This window comes from Tessaracoccus defluvii, from assembly GCF_014489575.1.
GTDB classification, from domain to species: Bacteria; Actinomycetota; Actinomycetes; order Propionibacteriales; family Propionibacteriaceae; genus Arachnia; species Arachnia defluvii.
This window is the reverse complement of the sequence record NZ_CP060789.1, coordinates 3,244,716-3,262,381: the sequence shown is the minus strand read 5'-3', so window position 1 is coordinate 3,262,381 and position 17,666 is coordinate 3,244,716. Positions and strand designations below refer to the sequence as shown.

The window sequence follows — 17,666 nt, the reverse complement described above, 5'->3', positions numbered from 1 at the left end:
GGACGCGAACGATGTCCGAGAAATTCGGTCCTAGCGGACGACGACAGCCACCGTCACAGCCCGCAACGACGGTGCAACTTCCTCGTCCGCGGTCATGTCGAACACGGGCATCCCGTCGGCGGCGAAGTGGACCCGGCGCACGAACGTATCGCGGCCTGACAAGCCCCGATGGTCGGCGCGGGCATGGAAGACGTACAGCGGGTTGTCGTCCTCGTCGTGCGACCACATGCCGTGGCCGGTTCCCAGCTGCCATTGGCCGTTGAACGGGCCCGACTTCTGGATCGGGTAGTTGAGACGGGTCCAGGCGGCGGGGTCGGTGAGGTCGACGCCGCGGCCCGCGGTCGCCGTCGCCAACCCTGTCGTATACGAGTCGCCGACGGTGGAGCCCGAGTAGATCATGAGCAGGCGGCCGTCCCGGACGAGGACGTTGGGACCCTCCGCGATGGTGTTGTCCCACGCGTACTCGGGGGCTGTAGGTCAGGGTGACGCGCGTCGACGATGCCGGCGGGTGGGTGCGCGGCGGCCGCCCCTGTCAGGACGGGGCCGCGGGCGGCCGGGCGGTTGACGCCGTCGCTGACGGCCAGGCCGAACAGGTGGGGGTGCCGCAAGCTACGGATGATCTCCTCGACGGTGCCGGCCTCGTCCGGAGTCTCCGCCACCCGGGCGAAGAAGATGCCGTAGTTCTCGTTGAGCGGCTCCCACCCGTTAGGCCCCTCGAGGGCTGCCTGCGGCGCTCGCAAGGCCGGGGAGGATCAGCGCAGGCGCCGCAGGGCCCCCAGCCCACCTCGTCCACCTCGGCCGAGTCCTGGGCGTGTTCGGATCGCGGAAGCCTGTCGAGCAGCGCCCGGTGGCGCTTCCTCGAGCGGCCCACGTTCCTGGCCGTGTACGTCGCCGTCACGAGCACCCAGGGCAACACGGATCCGTTCACGACGCGGACGACGCCGCGCCTGCGTCCTGCCCGGGGGACGCGTCGTCGCCCTCGATGTGAGTCCCGAGATGGTGCGGCTCACCCGTGCCTCCCTGGCCGGCACCGGCGCGGAGGTGGCGGTGGGCGATGCGTCGGCCCCGGACCTGCCCGCCGCCTCGTTCGACGTGGTGGCCTCCTCGCTCGTGCTGTTCCTGCCGGATCCGCGGGCCGCGTTGGCCCGCTGGGTGGCGCTGCTCTGTCCGGGCGGCCGGATCGGGGTGACGACGTTCGGGGCGCAGAGCGCCCTGTGGCGCGAGTTGGACGGGCTGCTGCGGCCGTGGATGCCTCCGCTGGACCCGCGCAGCGCCGGGCCCGACGGCCCCTTCGCATCGGACGGCGCCATGGAGTCCGCGCTGGCGACGGCGGGGGCGATGGGGGTGACGACGGAGACCTGGCGGATGTCGTTGACGTTCGAGGGGGTCGCGGACTGGCTTCGCTTCACCCGGTCGGTCGGTCAGCGGGCCGCGTGGGACGCGATGACCCACGACGAGGCGGAGCGCGTCACGGACGCGGCGGCCCGGATGATCACGGAGGGGGCAGACGGGTCTGGAGGCACGATCGTGTGGCAGGACGTGCGTTGCACGCTCGGCGGCCGGTAGGAGTGGTCAGCAGCGGGGCGCCGCCGGCGCTGGCGCGAGCCCAAGGAAGGAGCGGACGGGCTCGATGGCCGTCGGGTTGACAGACCAGTGCGCCCAGCGGCCCCGCTGCGCGCGCTCGACGAGGCCGGCGTCGTGGAGCTTGCGCATGTGGAACGACAGGGTGGGCTGGCTGATGCCGAGCGCGTCGGGGAGATGACAGGCGCAGACGGTGCCGCCGGCGGAGTCGGCAAGGTAGCGCAGGAGTCGGACGCGAGTCGGGTCGGCGAGCGCCTTGAACACGTCGGCCAGGGCGACGGCCTCGTCACCGTCCAGCAGTCCGCCGTCGTGATCGGGGCAGCAGTGCGCGCCCTCGTCCGGGCCGGCTAGCGTCGTCATGCCCCCATGCTAGCCCATATTGACATCCGTCGATATGAGCGCTTGAATGCCTCGTATAGATGATTCTCGATACATGGAGGTTGTGATGAGCGGTCAGCCATCGGTGCTGTTCGTCTGCGTGAAGAACGGCGGCAAGTCGCAGATCGCGGCCGCGCTGATGCGGAAGCTGGGTGGAGTCGACGTCGCGTCGGCCGGCACCAGGCCCGGCTCCGTCGTCAACGAGGAGGCGGCCGCCGCGGTGGCCGAACTCGGCGCATCCATGGCCGGAATGACGCCCCGACTCCTCGACCCCGCCGAGGTGGCGGGTTTCGACCGGGTCGTCGTCCTTGGCACAGAGGCCGTCGTGGAACCCGTCGCCGGGATGCACGGCAGGATCGAGACCTGGATCACGGACGAGCCGTCGTCGCGCGGGATCGAGGGCATGGAGAGGATGCGCCTGGTGGTCGCTGACATCGCCTCCCGCGTCGAGACCCTTTACGAGGAGCTGACAGGACGCCGCGGCCCGCAGATCCGGGTGTTCGAGCCGGCGCTCTGCTGCAACACCGGGGTGTGTGGAACCGACGTCGACGAGGCCCTGGTCGCGTTCACCGCGGACCTCGAGCACCTGCGGCGCGAGGGCGTCGACATCGAACGACGGAACCTCGCCAACGATCCGTCCGCGTTCGCGGAGAACCCGGTGGTGGCCGGATTCCTGCAGGTCGCGGGGTCCGCTGGCCTCCCGCTCGTGCTGGTCGACCAGATCACCGTGGCGACGGGCCGCTACCCCGACCGCGCCGAACTACGTCGCCTTGCCGGTCTGGGCGGCGACCTGGGCCTGACGCCGACACGCGGGTGCTGCTGACCCATGCCCCACGCATTCCTGGATTCGCTCCCCCGGTTCGTTTTCTTCACGGGCAAGGGAGGTGTCGGCAAGACGTCGCTCGCCTGTGCGACCGCAACCCGCCTCGCTGACGACGGCCGCCGCGTCCTGCTCGTCTCCACGGACCCCGCCTCCAACGTGGCCCAGGTGTTGGGCCAGCCCATCGGCAGTCGGCCGACCGCCGTCGCGACGGTGCCGGGTCTCACCGCCGTCGAGATCGACCCGGAGGCCGCGGCCGCGGCCTACCGCGAGGCGATCATCGGCCCCGTCCGCGGCCTGCTGCCTGAGGCCGAGCTCGCCGGGATCACCGAGCAGCTCTCCGGCTCGTGCACCACAGAGATCGCCTCGTTCAACGAGTTCACCGACCTCCTGGCAGACGACGCCGCCACGGCCGGCTTCGACCACATCGTCTTCGACACCGCCCCGACCGGCCACACGATCCGCCTGCTGCAACTCCCCGGCGAGTGGACGAGCTTCCTCGACGAGGGCAAGGGTGACGCCTCCTGCCTCGGCCCCATGGCTGGCCTCGACAAGACCCGCAGCCGGTACGCGGCCGCGCTGGCGAGGCTCGGCGACCCGACCCTGACCCGGCTCGTCCTCGTTGCGCGGGCTCAACGCTCCACCCTCGAGGAGGCCGCCCGCACCGCCGAGGAGCTCGCCGCCGTCGGCATCACGCAGCAGCACCTCGCCATCAACGGCATCCTGGACACGGCTGTCGACGGCGACCTCCTCGCGGGCGCCGTCGTCGCGAGGGAACAGGAGGCGCTGGCGACGCTGCCTCCGACGCTCGCCGGGCTCGCCACGTCACGGATCCCGCTGCGGGCGGCCGGCATCGTCGGCGTCGACGCGGTCCGGACACTGCTGACTGACGCCGCCCCGGGCCCGTCAGACCCCGCCGACGCTCCCCTCGCCGATGGTGTCGGCGGATCGCTGGGGGAACTGGTGGACGAGCTCGCCGCCCACGATCACGGCCTGGTCATGTGCATGGGCAAGGGCGGGGTCGGCAAGACGACGACGGCGGCTGCCATCGCGCTGGCGCTGGCCGCGCGCGGCAAGCGGGTCCACCTCTCCACCACGGACCCCGCAGGCCACCTCGACCAGACCCTGGACGGCGGCTCCGACGACAACCTGACGGTGTCGCGCATCGACCCCGCGGCCGCGACCCAGGCCTACAGGGACCGTGTGCTCGCCACCAAGGGGGCCCGTCTCGACGAGGAAGGCCGGGCGCAGCTCCTCGAGGATCTCCGCTCCCCCTGCACGGAGGAGGTCGCCGTGTTCGGCGAGTTCTCGCACCTCGTGGCGCGGGCACGGCGGGAGTTCGTCGTCATCGACACCGCACCGACGGGCCACACGCTGCTGCTGATGGATGCCACCGGCTCGTACCACCGCGAGATCGTCCGCGGCCTGGGCGACGACGCCAGGGTCGTCACCCCGCTGATGCGCCTCCAGGATCCCGACCTCACCCGTGTCCTGATCGTCACGCTTCCGGATGCCACTCCGGTGCAGGAGGCGGCCGACCTGGACGCCGACCTGCGGCGGGCCGGGATCACGCCGTGGGGGTGGGTGGTCAACCAGGCCCTCACGCCGACGGGCACCCGGCACCCGCTGCTCGCTGCGCGGGCGGCGACGGAGACGCCGCACATCGAGGCGGCCGACTCGTTGGCCCGACGGTTGGCGATGATTCCGCTGCTGGTGGAGGAGCCGACGGGGGCTCAGGCGTTGCTGCGGCTGGCGAGCAGCCCGCGGTAGACGGCGAGCAGCCCATCGAGGTGGGTCTGCTGGGCCGCGCCGCCCGCGTCGGCGAGCAGGGCGCGACTCATCGCCGTCACACGCTCCGGCGTGTCGAGCAGCCTCCGCAGCTCGGCCGCCAGGGCGGTGGCCGTCGGCTCCGCCGTCGCCACGAAGCCACCGTCGGGGATGCTTTCGCCGAGGTCCGGGTCGCTGATCACCACCGGCAGTCCGCTGGCGATGGCCTCCAGGATGACCATCGGCTGGTTGTCGAAGTCGTACGAGGTGGAGACGAACACGTCGTGGTCGAGCGACGCGGCGAGGACCTCGCTCTGCGGGACGGCGCCGTGGAGCCGCACGCGGCCCGCCAGACCGAGCCGGCCGATGAGGCGCCGGGTCGCGGCCAGCGCGAGCCCCTCCCCGTAGAGGTCGGCCGTCACCGATCCGGGCAGCTGAGCCAGCGCCTCGATCAGGACTTCGGGGCGCTTCTCGGGCGAGACCCGCCCGCACCACATCACGCGCAGGCCGCCGTCGGGTACGCGCGGACGCGCCCCGGTGAGCTGGTCGAGCACGCTGTCCTCGAGCCCGTTCGACAGCACCGTCAGCGGCGAGGTGACTCCCTGCCCGCGCAGCTTCGCGGCGAAATGGGCCGACGGCACGATGACGTGGTCGGCGTAGTTCGCCTGGTTCACCATGAGGCGCCACATGCGCCGCGCCAGCCGGGTGGAGGTGAACCGTTCGCCTCCCGCGATGGGCGCGACGTGCGGGATCCGCCGCCGGTGCAGCCAGGCCAGCGGGATCGTCGTGACCGACGGCAGGGGCAGCACGCTGGCCGTGTAGACGTCGATGCGGCCGTGCATCGTCTGGACGATGGGGATGCCGAGCTCGCGGGCCACCCGAAGCCCGGCGATCGCCCCGATCATCTCGCTGTGGACGTGGACGATGTCAGCGTCGATCAGCGCCTCGCGCAGCACCTGCTCGGTCCGCGCGTAGGGCCACGTGAACGGGTAGCCGTCCGGGTTGAAGACCGGGGATATTGGCAGCGCGACGACCGATGGATCCGCGGAGGGTTCGGCCAGCGGACACGCGACCACGACGGTGTGGCCGGCGCGCTCCAGCGCCTCCTTATGTGCCTTGACGAGGGTCTGGACACCGCCGAGCGTCGGCAGGTAGTAGTCGGTGACCATCACGATGCGCACCGGCCGACTGTAGTTGACTGACGGTCCGCCTAAGCTGTCGGCCGTGACGCACGAATCCCCGCAGGTGCTCGTGACCGGAGCCAGCGGATTCCTGGGCGGCCACGTGGTCACCGAACTCACCTCCGCCGGCTACCGGGTGCTCGCCAACGGACGCGACGCCGGACGGCTTGCGGGTCTCGGCGTCGACACCCTCGCGGCACCGCTCGCCGCCCTCCCCACCGCGCCGTTGCAGGGCGTCGACGCGATCGTGCACTGCGCCGCCCTGTCGTCGCCGTGGGGCCGCTGGGCCGACTTCCGGGAGGCCAACGTCGACGGCACCGCCGCCGTCATCGAGGCGGCCCGCCGCAACGGCGTCCGGCGCATCGTGTTCGTCTCCTCGCCCAGCGTGTACTCGCAGGCCGCCGACAGGCTCGACATCTCCGAGGACGACGTCGACCCCGGCAACCGCCTGAACCACTACATCGCCTCGAAGCTCCGCGCCGAGGAACTGGTGCGCGCAGCGGTCGCCGACGGCTCGGTGCCGGAGGCGGTCATCCTCCGGCCGCGCGGGCTCATCGGTGCCGGCGACCCGAGCCTCGCGCCGCGCCTGCTCGACGTACACCGTCGCATCGGCGTCCCCCTGTTCCGCGAAGGAACCAACCTCGTCGACCTCACCGCCGTCGAGAACGTCGCCCTGGCCGCCCGCCTCGCCCTCGAGCACGCGAACGCCCACGGCCAGGCGTACAACATCACCAACGGCGATCCCCGACCGTTCCGGGAGCTCCTTGACCGGTTGCTGACCCTCGTCGGCGAGACTCCCCGCTACCGGCGGGTCTCGATCCGGGTCCTCTACCCGCTCGCGGCCGTCCTCGAGAAGCTCTACGCCGTCCTTCCCGGATACCCGGAGCCGCCGCTGACCCGGTACACGCTGACGACGATCGCCTACTCGCAGACCCTCGACATCTCGCGGGCCCGCGCCGACCTGGGGTATGTGCCACGCGTCAGCCTCGACGACGCGCTGGCGGCCTTCGCCGCGACCCGAGCCACCCGACGGGGGCACTGACGATGGGCACGCTGGACCACTTCGCCTGCGGCACCACGTCGCACGCCCTCGCCCTGTTGTTCCGCGGCGCCCCGCGCCAGGTCCGTTCCTTCCCGGCAGGCGCGTTCCTGTACCGCTCCCCCGCCGCCACCGTCCTCTTCGACACGGGCTACGCGCCGGACACGGCCTCGGCAGGGCCGGCGGCCTGGCTGTACAGCCGGCTCGTGCCGCCGGTCGTCCGCCCCGGCGAGACGATCGACGCGCAGCTGCGGCGCGCCGGCGTCGACCCTGACGAGGTGACACACGTCGTCCTCTCGCACGCGCACCCGGATCACCTGGGCGGGGTCCGGTACTTCCCCGCAGCCCGGTTCATCCTGTCGGCCGGCATCGCCGAGTCGCTCGCGGCGCCCCGGTTGAAGGAGGGGATCCTGCGAGGTCTGCTGCCCGACTGGTTCGCCTCCGCGCCCCGCACCGTGCTGACGTCGGAGGCCTTCGTGCCGCACCGCATCGGGCCCCTCACCGTCCCCGCGCACGACCTGCTGGGCGACGGGAGCTACCTGATCGCGTCGCTTCCCGGCCACGCGCGCGGGCATGTCGGCGCCGTCGTCGAGTCGCGGGTGCTGCTGGCCGGCGATGCGGCCTGGGGCGCCGATCTGGTCGACGAGATCCCCGCGATGCGGTGCCTGCCCCGGCTGATCCAGGACGACGCCGTCGCGTACGCGGAGACGGCGGCAGGGTTGCGTGACTTCGAGACCGCCGGGCTCCGGGTCTGCCTCGCACACGACGCCTACCCCGAGGCGAGGCTGCTGCCGTGAGCACCGAGACCCTGCGCATCGCCGCCTGGTACGCGCGGGCCCGCTGGCTGACCTCTTTTCGCAGCCGCCCGCGGCTTGAGCGGTTCCAGCGGCGCATCCTGCGTAGCCAGCTGCGGTTCCTGCGTCGCAGGTCGGCCTGGTTCGGGCGGCTCCCCGCGGGGGATCTCTCCGACCTGCCCGTGCTGGACAAGGCCTCGATGATGGCCCACTTCAACGAGCTCGTGACGGTGCCCGTGGACCGCGACGAGGCCATGGCACTCGCGATCGCCGCGGAACGGAGCCGCACCTTCGATGCGGAGCTGCACGGCTGCACGATCGGACTGTCGACCGGCACCAGCGGGCATCGCGGCCTGTTCCTCGTCAGCCCGCGGGAGCGGGCGCAGTGGGCGGGCACCGTCCTGGCGAGGACGCTTCCCCGGCTGCGCGGGCAGCGGATCGCGCTGTTCCTGCGGGCCGGCGGCGACCTGTACGAGACGGTGGGGTCGCGGACCGTGCGGTTCGAGTACTTCGACACGTTCCGCCCGGTGGCCGAGCATGTCGACCGGCTCACCGAGTTGGATCCGACGATCCTGGTGGGGCCGCCGTCGGTGCTGCGGGGGCTGGTCGACGCCGTCGCGGACGGGTCGCTGCGGATCTCACCGGCGAAGGTGTACTCGGTGGCCGAGGTGCTGACGCCGCTGGACGAGGAGCGGATCCGCGAGGGGTTCGGTGTCCCGCTCGTCCACCAGATCTACCAGTGCACCGAGGGGTTCCTCGGCCACACCTGCGAGGCGGGGACGCTGCACCTGAACGAGGACATCGTCCACGTCGAGCGGGAGCACCTGGACGAGCGGCGCTTCGTGCCGGTGATCACCGACTTCCGCCGTCGGACGCAGCCGATCGTGCGCTACCGCATGGGCGACGTGCTCGTGCTGCGCGAGAGCCCCTGCCCGTGTGGGAGCGCCATGACCGCGCTGGAGCGGATCGAGGGGCGGGAGGACGACGTGCTGCGGCTCGCCGGGCGCGACGGCACCACGGTGCCCGTCTACGCGGACCTGGTGACCCGCGCCGTCGCCTATGCCGACGGAGTCGTCGAGTACCGCGTGGTCCAGACGGGTGCGGCGGAGGTTCGGGTCGAGCTCGATCCCCCCTCCGGGGACGCGGCGGACGCCGTCGTCGTGGAGCTGCGGCGGTTGTTCGCCGTCCAGGGGGTCGCCGACGTCCGGATCACCGTCGCCCCCTTCGAGCATGACCCGAGCCGCAAGTTGCGGCGGGTGGAGAGGTTGCCATGACCGTGCGCGGTCTGCAGATCGACGGCTATGGCGTCTGTCTTCCTTCGACGACCGTGACATTCGGCGCGGAGACCCGGTACCGGGCGGGGGCGCCGGTCGAGCACCTGTCGATGCTGGTCGACGCGGCGGGTCGGGCGCTCGCCGCGGCCGGTGTCGGGCCGAACGACATCGACTGCCTCATCGGGGCGACGGCGGGCGATGTGCAGCCGATCCCCTGCACTGCGGCCCTGGTGCAGGAGCAGATCGCGCCGGAGGCCCAGTGCGCGGCGCTCGACGTCAACTCCACCTGCACGAGCTTCATCACGGCGCTGGACGTGGCGTCGCGGTACCTGCGCGACGGCGAGTACCGGCGGATCCTGATCGTGGCGGGCGACGTCGGGGCGCAGTTCCTGAACCCGGAGCAGCGGGAGAGCTTCGAGCTGTTCTCGGATGCGGCGGTCGCGATGGTCGTGTCGTCGCCGTCTAATGAGGATGCGGGCGTGGGCGTGGTGGCGTCGCTGCAGCAGACGTGGCCGAGGTTCGCGCACGAGACGGAACTGCGAGGCGGCGGGAGCTGGCTGCCGGGCCGCGACTTCACGCCGGAGACCGACGGGGACTACCGCTTCGACATGAACGGCCGCGCCGTGCTCTTCTCCGCCTCGCGGGTGCTGCCGGGGTTCTTCGAGCGGTTCTTCGCGAAGGCGGGGACGTCGGTGGAGGAGATCGACTACGTCATCCCGCACCAGGCGAGCCGGGCGCTGCCGCTGATCATGCGCAGGATCGGCGTCCCGGAGGGCCGTTACGCCAACTACTTGCGGGACTTCGGGAACATGGTGTCGGCCTCGGTGCCGTTCGCGCTGGCGCGGGCGTGGGACGAGGGCAAGGTGGGGCCGGGGAGCCGGGTGCTGCTGTGTGGGACGGCGGCGGGGCTGACGGCGAACGCGCTCCTGCTGCAGCTCTGAGGACGCGGCCGTGCAGGAGATCCTCGGCCATCGGCACGTCTACCTGCTCCTGCGCTCCCGGGCAGGCGGCTTCGCTAACGGGGCTGCGATCGCCCGCGCCGAGCGCTACGGACTCTGGCTCGAGTACGCCGACGAGCTCCCCGAGGTCGAGGAACGGTGGCCGGAGCTGATCCGGTGGGCGGCCGGGAGGGCTGGGCGCGGGGACCGGGCGCTGCGGCCGTGGGGCTACTTCGACGGCTGGGCGAAGGTCCTGTACGTGGTCCCCGGATCGCTCACAGTTCCTTGACCAGCGCCTCCGACGCCTCGGTGGCCTGCCGCTCGACGCCGTCGTCGTCGCGGTAGGAGTACGTGTACGTGTCGACCACGCCGGTGGCCTCGTAACCGAGGCGCAGGTAGAGGGCCCGGGCCGCCGGGTTGTCCGCGTCGACGGCCAGGACCATCTGTGTGATCCCCCGCCCGCGGGCCAACTCCTCGAACGCGGCGACCAGGGCCGTCCCGATGCCCTGCCCGCGACGTGACTCCCGCACCTGCAGGTGGTTGACCTCGACCGCACCTGGAAGCGCCGCGTGCGCCTTCTCGCCAGCGCACCCTTTCCACTGCAGCATCCCGACCCCGACCGGCTCATCGCCGTCCCAGGCGACAAGGAACGTCGCCTCGCCGGTGAGCTGACGCCGCATGTGCCCCTCCCAGACGTCGTTGCTCGGCCATTCCCGGTTCAGGACCTCCAGGTCACCGGCGTCGCAGGCACGGATCTCCATCACGCCGGCAGCTCCTCGATCGTCAGCTGGATGGGGGTGCAGCGGCCACTATTGCAGTCGCTCTCCGAGACGCTGCACGCGGCCACCACCAGGCGAAGATCCTCCAACGCCTCGAGGACGATCGAGTCGCCCGGACGGGACACCGGAGCCTTGACCTTGATGGCGCCGTCGATTCCGATCTCGGTGAACATGAACAGATTCACCGGAGTGATGGCGGCCTGGGGCTGGGCCAGCAGGGAGTTGATGTTGTCGAGGCAACTCGGGTGCCCGTCGCCGTTGGCGTAGAAGAACTCGTACATCTCGGGGCGGCAGCAGGGATGCAGGAGGTCGTGCTCGCCGACGTCGTCCGCGAGCACCTTGAGCAGGGGCCGGTAGTGGGTGGAGTAGATCACGTCGCCGACCCGGAGGCGCAGCGACTCGTTGCAGTCGATCGTCACCCCGGGCGAGATGAACTCGGCCGGGTGCCCCAGCCGTTCGGCATAGAAGTCGGCCACCTGACCGCCCTCGGGGTCGGTGACGGTGACGCGCCGCCCCTTGGCGACGTCGAACGCCTGACCCGTTCGGGGTTCGATGGTGAAAACCTGGGTCATAGCTGCCTCGCTGGCTCGCTGGACGATCTGGAGGGCCCCAGTATCCCAAGGACGACGCAGGCGGGCCGGCGACCGTCCGGTCCAGAGCTCCCGAGCCATGGCCTGCTCTACCTCTTCAGACACCCAACCGTTTGACCCCTCGTGCAGGGTCCGCGGAACTGCCCAGCGCTGAAAGGACCTAGAGTGAAGCCATGCCCTTCACTCCACTGCATCGCGCCCTCGGCCGGAGCCCGGGACCCTGGACTGATGAGCTGCTGGACGCGGCGATTCAGGCGGGCGCACGGGAAACCGATGACCTGGACTGGAAAGGCAAGCTGCCACCCGCGAAGGAGTTGACTCAGTCAGATTTTCCCAAGGATGTGGCCGCGATGGCCAACAGCGGCGGCGGAGCCATCATCTTTGGCGTTGAAGAGAGCGATCGAGCGGCCACTGGCAGGAGCGATCCTGGGGATCACGGTGAAGCATACGAAAGAGCCCTCAGAAGCGCTGCTATCACGGCCATCACGCCGCCGATCTTTGGACTGAAGATCCATCGCCTCCAAGGGGCTGGGTACCCGGCCCTGGTCGTGGAAGTCCCGGCTAGCGTTGACGGCCCGCATCTGATCTTCAAGAACCATTTCTTCGGTGCCCCTGTTCGAAACGATGCCGACACCGTGTGGATGCAGGAACGCCAGATCGAGGAAATGTACCGTGCCAGGTTCAACGAGCGGCGCGGCTCCGAGGAAGCTCTGTCCCAGCTCTACGAGGAAGCGGCACGGGGACGAGACACGAATTCGCGGGCATGGCTCATCGCCGTGGCACGCCCGCGCCTCCCTGTTGTCGGCCGGCAACTTTCGAGGAACGAGGCAATCAGCATCTTCCACGAAGCTGAGCAGTACGCTAACGAGCTCTCTCCCTCTGACGAACCTCGCCCCTTTCGCGCCATGGATCTACACAACCCTCGGCCTGGTCTGCGGCGCTGGATCGCTTCAGACATTCTGATAGGGCGAGGGGAGTCATCATTTGACGAGGCTTGGGGCGCCATACACCGCAACGGCTCGACGACGATCGCAGCTGCAGTAGGCGGCCACCCCACGGGTCGCGACTGCATACTGGCCGGGTCAGAGATCCCCGCGGACGTCATAGAGTTATGCATCGCCGACTTCGCAGGGCTTCTCCGTGCTACGGCGGAGGCCCTCGGGACTATGGAGTGTGACGTTCGCGTCGGCATCGAATGGACCGGAGCAGACCGGCTGCACATCGTGACGGTCGGCCCGTTCAAGCGAATCCATCGAGGGACACCCATAGGCCATTTTATGCCCGTGGAGACGACCACATCCCCGGCGACCTCTTCCGATGCATACAGACGAGACGTTTACTACCTTGCACTCGACTGCTTGAACCAAGGCGGACTAGCATCCCTTAACATCATCCCAGGACGGCCCCCAGAAGCCGTTGAGAGCCACTAGCCTCGATATTTCATGACGGCCCTGTGTGGGGCTGGTCGGCGCCGGTGGCGTCGAGGTTGTTCTGATTCTTGCAGGTGGGTGCGACAAGACCCCGCGTGACGTCTGCGGTGCGGGTTTCCAGGCCGGGAGCTGCCAGATTCGGTGGGTCGTGTGGAGGTCTGGGGGTCAGGTGGCGGGTGCCGGGAGGTTTCGGAGTCGGGTGATGCTGTCGATGATCAGCTCGGCCCAGCGGGATCGGTCGCTGAAGTGGACGACGGTGCGGCGGGCTCTTCTGGCGAGGGTCGCGGGGATGGTGTAGAGCCGGTAGCGGAGCCGTTTCGGTTCCCAGCGGCGGGCTTGGTGACCGGCCAGGGCCAGCATCACGCTCCAGGCCTGCAACTCGGAGGCCAGCGCGACGATCTGGCACCAGATCCGATTCTGGTTGAACCCGTGCAACGGGAGGTTGGCCAGGCCTGTGTCTTTCGCGATCCGGATCCGGTCTTCGCAGCGGGCGCGGCGACGATGCCTGAGCTCCAGCTGCTGGAGGGTGCCGAGGGTGGTGTTGGTGGCGAAGGCGGTGAGTCGGTAGCCGTCGACGTCGTCGAACCGCAGCTGAGCGCCGGGGTGGGGCCGTTCTCTGCGGACGATCACCCGCATCCCGGCAGGCCAGCCGTCGAGATCCAGCAGTCCGGTGAAGTCAGCAAGATCGGCCCCCTCGCGAGCCTCGCCATCGCTGTTGAGGGCCGGCACCCAAACCCACTCAGGGACCAGGTGGTAGAGGTCGGGGGTGTCCATGGGGAGGGTGAACCCGACCGAGTACGCCACCCTGCGCCCGGTCAGCCATTTGGTGAACTCCTTCGTGCCGCCGGCCCCGTCCGCGCGGATCAGCACGCGGCGTCCGGGCCGCGGGTTCCGGTCGGGGAGCTGCGCGAGAGCGGCCTTGGTGACGGTGATGTGATCGGTGGCGGTGTTCGAGCCGGCGTTCCCGGGCGTAGGTGGACCTCCAGGGCTTCGCCGGTGCCCTCAGGTCCGTGGTCGGCGAACGCCATCAGCGGGTGGAACCCGAAGCCTCGTTTGAACGTCGCAGCCGCGCGTTGCTTCTCCGAGTGGGCGGTGATCAGCGACGCGTCGAGATCGATCACCACCGGATCCTCGGCAGTCGACTCGTGGTCGGGGGCATGCTCACCGGCCAGGGCCCAGACCCTGGCGCGGGCCTGCTGCCTGGCTCCGGCGATCGCCTTGATGGCCTTGTTTGCGTCCTCGGCCAGGGCGGCGATCAGGCGGGACACGGTCGGGTCGGAGGCCACCGGGCCGTAGACCCCTGGTTCAGCACGGAGGGTAGCGAGGTCGCTCAACGCTTCACCGCCGAGCACCAGCGACATCGCCAGATCGCAGATGATCTTGCCTGGGTCGTGGACCGCCAACGGTTTCCGCCACCGCGACAGCGCCTCCGACAGGGCCCGGTCCAGGCCGGCCGCGCGGATGGTTTCGGTCAGCAGGATCCCGCCAGCCTGGCCGACCGCGGTCACCTTCGCGGTATCGACATGAACCCTGGGATACGAGCCGGTACTCTTCACCTCGAAGGTGCTCCTTCTTGTTGGTCGATGTTTCTCTAGACAAGTCACATCATCCCAAGTCAGGGGCACTTTCGCTATCTCAGTCCGCTACAGTCACCGTCATGAAAGCACGAGGCAAACCCGGAGGTCAACCAAACCTTCAGCGGACCCCTTCCCACACGGTCAGTACCCGGGCCGTCTGTGTCGGATCCGCCTGGTTGCGGACCTTGTGTGCGAACTTGATCGATGACAGCCGGCGGCTGATCGTTCCGACTTTCGCGCCAGCCACCGCAAGCTCAGAGATGTAGCGGCTGATCGCCACGTCATCAGCCGGCAGAGCGGAAAACCCATGGAGATCGCACCAAGTGGTGAACTCCCGCCAATCCGAGCGGTAGCCACGTAGCGTCGACGGCGCACGCGCCGCTTGCGCGAAGACAGCCTCGCTCACATCCAGCGATGCATCGACCGGCACCAAGGAACGATCATTCATCCCGGTTCCGCCTTCTGTCGTATTACTACTCACTCTGCAGCAGCCTTTCTACTAGCCAGTCCACAAACAGCACCACTGGACGTGCGTTCTCGATTACTATCAATGAGCTTCCTGGGCTAGGGAATGAACTGTCTAGCAGCGACGCAAGTAGAGAGTTTGGGAGCCTGGATAAGCGGCTCTTCGTACCTGAGCGTGGGGTCATAGTCGTAGACCGCCGCCGATGAGGAGCATTCTGAGGCGGTAGTTGTCTGGGTCGCGGAACCCTCTGGCGACGCGGCGGGCGAGTTCGATCAACCCGTTGATGGATTCGGTTCCGCCGTTGTTCGCGCCGCCGGTGGTGAAGTAGCCCAGGAACGCGTCGCGCCACTGGTTCAGCGTCCGGCCGAGGCGGGCGATCTCCGGGATCAGACACGACGGGAACGTGGCCAGGATCTTCTCCGCGACCCTGCGCCCGTCGGCATGACAGGACTGGTGATAGACCGAGCGCAGCTGTTGGGCGCAGCGCCAGGCGACCTCGACTTCGACGTGGCGGTCGTCGGCGGTGAACGCGGTCTCCAGGCGTGTCTTCTGCCGGTCGGTGAGGTGTTCCTGCCCGGCGCGCAGCAGGTTCCGAATCCGATACAGCGGATCGTCTCTGCGGCCGCGGTGGCCGTGGATGTCCTGCTGGACCCGGCGGCGGACCTCATCGACAGCAGCGGTCCCGAGCTTGACTATGTGGAACGCGTCGAGGACGGCGACGGCGTCTTCGAGTTGGTCGTCGATGGCGTTCTTGTAGCCGTGGAATGGGTCCAGGGTGGCGATCTCGATGCCTTTGCGGAACCTGTCGCCGCGGTCACGCAGCCAGGTCTTGTAGGCCTCACCGGATCGGCCCGGGACCAGATCCAGCAGCCGGGCCCGGACGTGTCCGTCCTTGTCGCGGGTGAGATCGACCATGCCGGTGAACTCCTTCGGGCCGCGGCCGCCCTGGTCGACGGGCTTGGTGGAGACGTGATGCCAGATATGTTCGTCGACGCCCAGCGAGGTGACGCCAGCGAAGCGGGCCTCGTCGTCGGCGGCGGCTTCAAGGATCGGCTTGACCGCTCGCCACAGCGTCCTCCAGGCGCAGCCGAGCTGCCGGGCCATCCCCTGGACCGAGGCGTTCTCCCGCCGCATCTGCCCGATCGCCCACGACGTCGCGCGACTGGTGAGCAGCGCCCTGGGTCGCCACATCGGGGTCTTGCTCCATGAACGAGTTCACCGGACACATCGGCTCGGGACACAGCCAGCGTCGTTTCCGCCACCACAGCTTCACCGGCGCCGTGAAGCACGGCGCGTCGATCAGCTCGACCCTCTGCCGGCCATGCGCATGCGCGATCACGCCGCAGGCGGGGCAGCCCATCACCTCCGGCCGGACGGATTCGACCTCAACCCGAAGCCCCGCGTCGTCGCGCTGGACGCCGACCACGTGGAGCCCGGGCAGGCCCAGCAGAAGGTCGCAACGCTGACAGTAGCCGCCGCCGGCACGGCAGCAGGAAGTAGAATCGGGCATCGTCGAGGTCCTTGAAGATCAGGTGGTGTGGTAACCCCGATTCTTGAGGGCCTCGACGCCCATCACCCCGCCGACACGCCCGCCGTCGGATCCACGCTCACCCCACGCTCAGGTACGAAGAGCCGGATAAGCGCATCGCATGAACCCGCTCGTGTGCGAAAAGCCGCAACCCCACGGACCAGGTTGCCGGTAGGCGATCATTCAGCGTGGTGCTGTCGCAACTGTCACGAGACATCCAGGTCAGGCGGACGAGATCACCTTGAACCACACAGAGCCCAACTATGAGTCCTTGGGATTCCTTGCTCTCAAAACTTCTCCTAAAGCGCCAGACAACCCTTTTTGGAGCGTTTCGTAACCATCCGCGTTATCTTCATAGATGACATGTCGATAGCGATTTAGATCAAATGGAATATCTGCCGTCTGCTGCGTCAAGAGAATCACTGGCTTCCCGATTGCATGAGCAAGTCCAAGTTCATAAAAGACGTTTGCATTCCTACCAGTGATGTCTGCGACCACGACCTCTGCCGACAGAATCATGCTCCAAATGTCTTCCATGACATCGCGGCCATATAGATCATCTGCACGCATAGCATCGAATCCTAGCAACTCCACATAGGGACGAATACACCTACTCCAGATGCGATCTGACCACGGCATCATGAACGGCATAAGGACTGCACACCTCCCTACAGTCACGCGCGTTTCCCGACTTGCATAGATCGGCTCAACAAGCATCGCCCTAAACCTCCTTTGCATTAGCCAACTCGCCTGGCGAATAGCTAGATCGCTAAAAACCAGATCATCGAATACTTCCTCTGGCACCTCCGGCTCATTTATGAAGAACAGGCACCAGAATCCTAGGTGGATCGTCCCGGAATTTATAGGAATCACCAACAAGGCGCGGATATCCACTGAATGAACATCTAGGTGATCAAGGGTACTTTTATCAAAAACCGATGAAGGCTGCCGCCAAAAGAATGGCGCACCCGCTTGCAGCATTTTTACGAAAGAGGTGAGCAACTCAATAAAGCCCGCATCGGTGACCCAGTGTGCCTGGTTGTAGGGCCGCCTCCGAGCAGTAAGATACTCTAGCCGAGCCGTAGATCCGCATGAGGAAAAATACGCCCCGAAACGAACCCCGAACGCACGTGTTAGAAGACTGGTCAGATTCGCGAAGACAGTTCCTGGCTGGCCATTTCTCGGGGCAGGACGCGAGAGAGCAGATCGAATCTGAGTGGTATAGCGTCGGTTCAGTTTAGCCTGAATTTCAAGCGCCACTTCGCCTGCCCAGAGGTCAAGAAGTGCAGTTTCGAGTGGCGAAAAATCAGCATGGCGTGTGATCGCGATCACGAGATGCGGCGGTCCTGCATGGTGACCCCAGCGGAATTCAGACCTCCACGCACCGGGAGATCCGGAGGGAAAGCCCTCTTGTAGCGCTTCGCTCAGCATAGGTCGAGTGACTTTGAAACCCGTAGACATTCGTTCGAATTTCAGTGGATTGAGCGTTGCGACACTCCGATGGGAGTATAACAGAAGGGAATC

The 17,666-nt window shown here is 68.2% G+C and carries 17 protein-coding genes and 4 pseudogenes; 9 read left to right on the top strand and 12 right to left on the bottom strand.

Going from position 1 to position 17,666, the window contains the following annotated elements; all coding sequences use genetic code 11:
- Nucleotides 1-30: 30 nt before the first annotated feature.
- Nucleotides 31-399: a family 43 glycosylhydrolase gene (locus H9L22_RS15400; protein ID WP_264292485.1), complete on the bottom strand. Its 369-nt coding sequence runs from the start codon at nt 397-399 to the stop codon at nt 31-33.
- Nucleotides 396-740, bottom strand: a complete 345-nt coding sequence (locus H9L22_RS15395) for a hypothetical protein (protein WP_187720675.1) — start codon at nt 738-740, stop codon at nt 396-398. The genes H9L22_RS15400 and H9L22_RS15395 overlap by 4 nt, the downstream gene beginning before the upstream one ends.
- Between H9L22_RS15395 and H9L22_RS19185 the strand changes: the two genes are divergently transcribed.
- On the top strand, nt 688-1,566 hold the full coding sequence (locus H9L22_RS19185; RefSeq protein WP_226965906.1) for a class I SAM-dependent methyltransferase: 879 nt from the start codon (nt 688-690) through the stop codon (nt 1,564-1,566). The genes H9L22_RS15395 and H9L22_RS19185 overlap by 53 nt on opposite strands.
- A 6-nt stretch (nt 1,567-1,572) precedes the next feature.
- Here H9L22_RS19185 and H9L22_RS15385 read toward each other — a convergent pair whose 3' ends face one another.
- Nucleotides 1,573-1,941: an ArsR/SmtB family transcription factor gene (locus H9L22_RS15385; protein ID WP_187720673.1), complete on the bottom strand. Its 369-nt coding sequence runs from the start codon at nt 1,939-1,941 to the stop codon at nt 1,573-1,575.
- A gap of 85 nt (nt 1,942-2,026) precedes the next feature.
- Between H9L22_RS15385 and arsD the strand changes: the two genes are divergently transcribed.
- Nucleotides 2,027-2,782, top strand: a complete 756-nt coding sequence (gene arsD / locus H9L22_RS20770) for an arsenite efflux transporter metallochaperone ArsD (protein ID WP_226965905.1) — start codon at nt 2,027-2,029, stop codon at nt 2,780-2,782.
- A gap of 3 nt (nt 2,783-2,785) precedes the next feature.
- Nucleotides 2,786-4,549 carry an arsenical pump-driving ATPase gene (arsA, locus tag H9L22_RS15375; RefSeq protein ID WP_187720672.1) on the top strand — a complete coding sequence of 588 codons (1,764 nt, stop codon included), beginning with the start codon at nt 2,786-2,788 and terminating at the stop codon, nt 4,547-4,549.
- A gap of 14 nt (nt 4,550-4,563) precedes the next feature.
- Here arsA and H9L22_RS20595 read toward each other — a convergent pair.
- Nucleotides 4,564-5,043, bottom strand: a pseudogene (locus H9L22_RS20595) (glycosyltransferase); the annotation flags it as partial.
- 75 nt (nt 5,044-5,118) lie between these two features.
- Nucleotides 5,119-5,715, bottom strand: a pseudogene (locus H9L22_RS20590) (glycosyltransferase); the annotation flags it as partial.
- A 55-nt stretch (nt 5,716-5,770) separates the two neighbouring features.
- On the opposite strand from H9L22_RS20590, the gene H9L22_RS15365 reads away from it, so the two are divergent.
- The 5 genes from H9L22_RS15365 to H9L22_RS15345 are packed head-to-tail and all read left to right on the top strand — an operon-like array spanning nt 5,771 to nt 10,061.
- Nucleotides 5,771-6,769, top strand: a complete 999-nt coding sequence (locus H9L22_RS15365) for an NAD-dependent epimerase/dehydratase family protein (RefSeq protein WP_187720670.1) — start codon at nt 5,771-5,773, stop codon at nt 6,767-6,769.
- Between the two features lie 2 nt (nt 6,770-6,771).
- Nucleotides 6,772-7,563 carry an MBL fold metallo-hydrolase gene (locus H9L22_RS15360; RefSeq protein WP_187720669.1) on the top strand — a complete coding sequence of 264 codons (792 nt, stop codon included), beginning with the start codon at nt 6,772-6,774 and terminating at the stop codon, nt 7,561-7,563.
- Nucleotides 7,560-8,834, top strand: a complete 1,275-nt coding sequence (locus H9L22_RS15355; protein WP_187720668.1) for a F390 synthetase-related protein — start codon at nt 7,560-7,562, stop codon at nt 8,832-8,834. The genes H9L22_RS15360 and H9L22_RS15355 overlap by 4 nt, the downstream gene beginning before the upstream one ends.
- Nucleotides 8,831-9,775, top strand: a complete 945-nt coding sequence (locus tag H9L22_RS15350; protein WP_226965904.1) for a 3-oxoacyl-[acyl-carrier-protein] synthase III C-terminal domain-containing protein — start codon at nt 8,831-8,833, stop codon at nt 9,773-9,775. The genes H9L22_RS15355 and H9L22_RS15350 overlap by 4 nt, the downstream gene beginning before the upstream one ends.
- A gap of 10 nt (nt 9,776-9,785) precedes the next feature.
- Entirely contained in the window at nt 9,786-10,061 is a 276-nt protein-coding gene (locus H9L22_RS15345) for a hypothetical protein (RefSeq protein WP_187720667.1), read from the top strand.
- On the opposite strand, the gene H9L22_RS15340 is transcribed toward H9L22_RS15345, so the two are convergent.
- Both H9L22_RS15340 and H9L22_RS15335 read right to left on the bottom strand, forming a co-directional pair.
- Nucleotides 10,048-10,533: a GNAT family N-acetyltransferase gene (locus H9L22_RS15340; protein WP_226966344.1), complete on the bottom strand. Its 486-nt coding sequence runs from the start codon at nt 10,531-10,533 to the stop codon at nt 10,048-10,050. The genes H9L22_RS15345 and H9L22_RS15340 overlap by 14 nt on opposite strands.
- Nucleotides 10,533-11,123: a DUF1989 domain-containing protein gene (locus H9L22_RS15335; protein ID WP_187720665.1), complete on the bottom strand. Its 591-nt coding sequence runs from the start codon at nt 11,121-11,123 to the stop codon at nt 10,533-10,535. Before H9L22_RS15335 ends, H9L22_RS15340 begins: the two co-directional genes overlap by 1 nt.
- A 191-nt stretch (nt 11,124-11,314) precedes the next feature.
- Between H9L22_RS15335 and H9L22_RS15330 the strand changes: the two genes are divergently transcribed.
- A complete protein-coding gene (locus H9L22_RS15330; protein WP_187720664.1) occupies nt 11,315-12,571 on the top strand; it encodes an AlbA family DNA-binding domain-containing protein in 1,257 nt (418 codons plus the stop codon).
- A gap of 165 nt (nt 12,572-12,736) precedes the next feature.
- Here H9L22_RS15330 and H9L22_RS15325 read toward each other — a convergent pair.
- The 5 genes and pseudogenes from H9L22_RS15325 to H9L22_RS15310 form a co-directional block, all read right to left on the bottom strand.
- Nucleotides 12,737-14,127, bottom strand: a pseudogene (locus H9L22_RS15325) (IS1380 family transposase).
- A 139-nt stretch (nt 14,128-14,266) separates the two neighbouring features.
- Nucleotides 14,267-14,596 (bottom strand): site-specific integrase, encoded by a 330-nt coding sequence (locus H9L22_RS15320; protein ID WP_187720663.1) that lies wholly within the window; start codon nt 14,594-14,596, stop codon nt 14,267-14,269.
- 198 nt (nt 14,597-14,794) lie between these two features.
- Entirely contained in the window at nt 14,795-15,805 is a 1,011-nt protein-coding gene (locus H9L22_RS15315; RefSeq protein WP_264292484.1) for an ISL3 family transposase, read from the bottom strand.
- Nucleotides 15,806-15,848: 43 nt separating this feature from the next.
- Nucleotides 15,849-15,974: pseudogene (locus H9L22_RS20585) on the bottom strand (transposase family protein); the annotation flags it as partial.
- A 429-nt stretch (nt 15,975-16,403) separates the two neighbouring features.
- Nucleotides 16,404-17,474 carry a TIR domain-containing protein gene (locus H9L22_RS15310; protein WP_187720662.1) on the bottom strand — a complete coding sequence of 357 codons (1,071 nt, stop codon included), beginning with the start codon at nt 17,472-17,474 and terminating at the stop codon, nt 16,404-16,406.
- Nucleotides 17,475-17,666: the final 192 nt, after the last annotated feature.

Coding starts and splice junctions, on each gene's coding strand:
- H9L22_RS15330 (WP_187720664.1), top strand. CDS start 11,315: ATGCCCTTCACTCCACTGCATCGCGCCCTCGGCCGGAGCCCGGGACCC.
- H9L22_RS15385 (WP_187720673.1), bottom strand. CDS start 1,941: ATGACGACGCTAGCCGGCCCGGACGAGGGCGCGCACTGCTGCCCCGAT.
- arsA (WP_187720672.1), top strand. CDS start 2,786: ATGCCCCACGCATTCCTGGATTCGCTCCCCCGGTTCGTTTTCTTCACG.
- H9L22_RS15400 (WP_264292485.1), bottom strand. CDS start 399: ATGATCTACTCGGGCTCCACCGTCGGCGACTCGTATACGACAGGGTTG.
- H9L22_RS15350 (WP_226965904.1), top strand. CDS start 8,831: ATGACCGTGCGCGGTCTGCAGATCGACGGCTATGGCGTCTGTCTTCCT.
- H9L22_RS15320 (WP_187720663.1), bottom strand. CDS start 14,596: ATGAATGATCGTTCCTTGGTGCCGGTCGATGCATCGCTGGATGTGAGC.
- H9L22_RS15340 (WP_226966344.1), bottom strand. CDS start 10,533: ATGGAGATCCGTGCCTGCGACGCCGGTGACCTGGAGGTCCTGAACCGG.
- arsD (WP_226965905.1), top strand. CDS start 2,027: ATGAGCGGTCAGCCATCGGTGCTGTTCGTCTGCGTGAAGAACGGCGGC.
- H9L22_RS15315 (WP_264292484.1), bottom strand. CDS start 15,805: ATGTGGCGACCCAGGGCGCTGCTCACCAGTCGCGCGACGTCGTGGGCG.
- H9L22_RS15360 (WP_187720669.1), top strand. CDS start 6,772: ATGGGCACGCTGGACCACTTCGCCTGCGGCACCACGTCGCACGCCCTC.
- H9L22_RS15335 (WP_187720665.1), bottom strand. CDS start 11,123: ATGACCCAGGTTTTCACCATCGAACCCCGAACGGGTCAGGCGTTCGAC.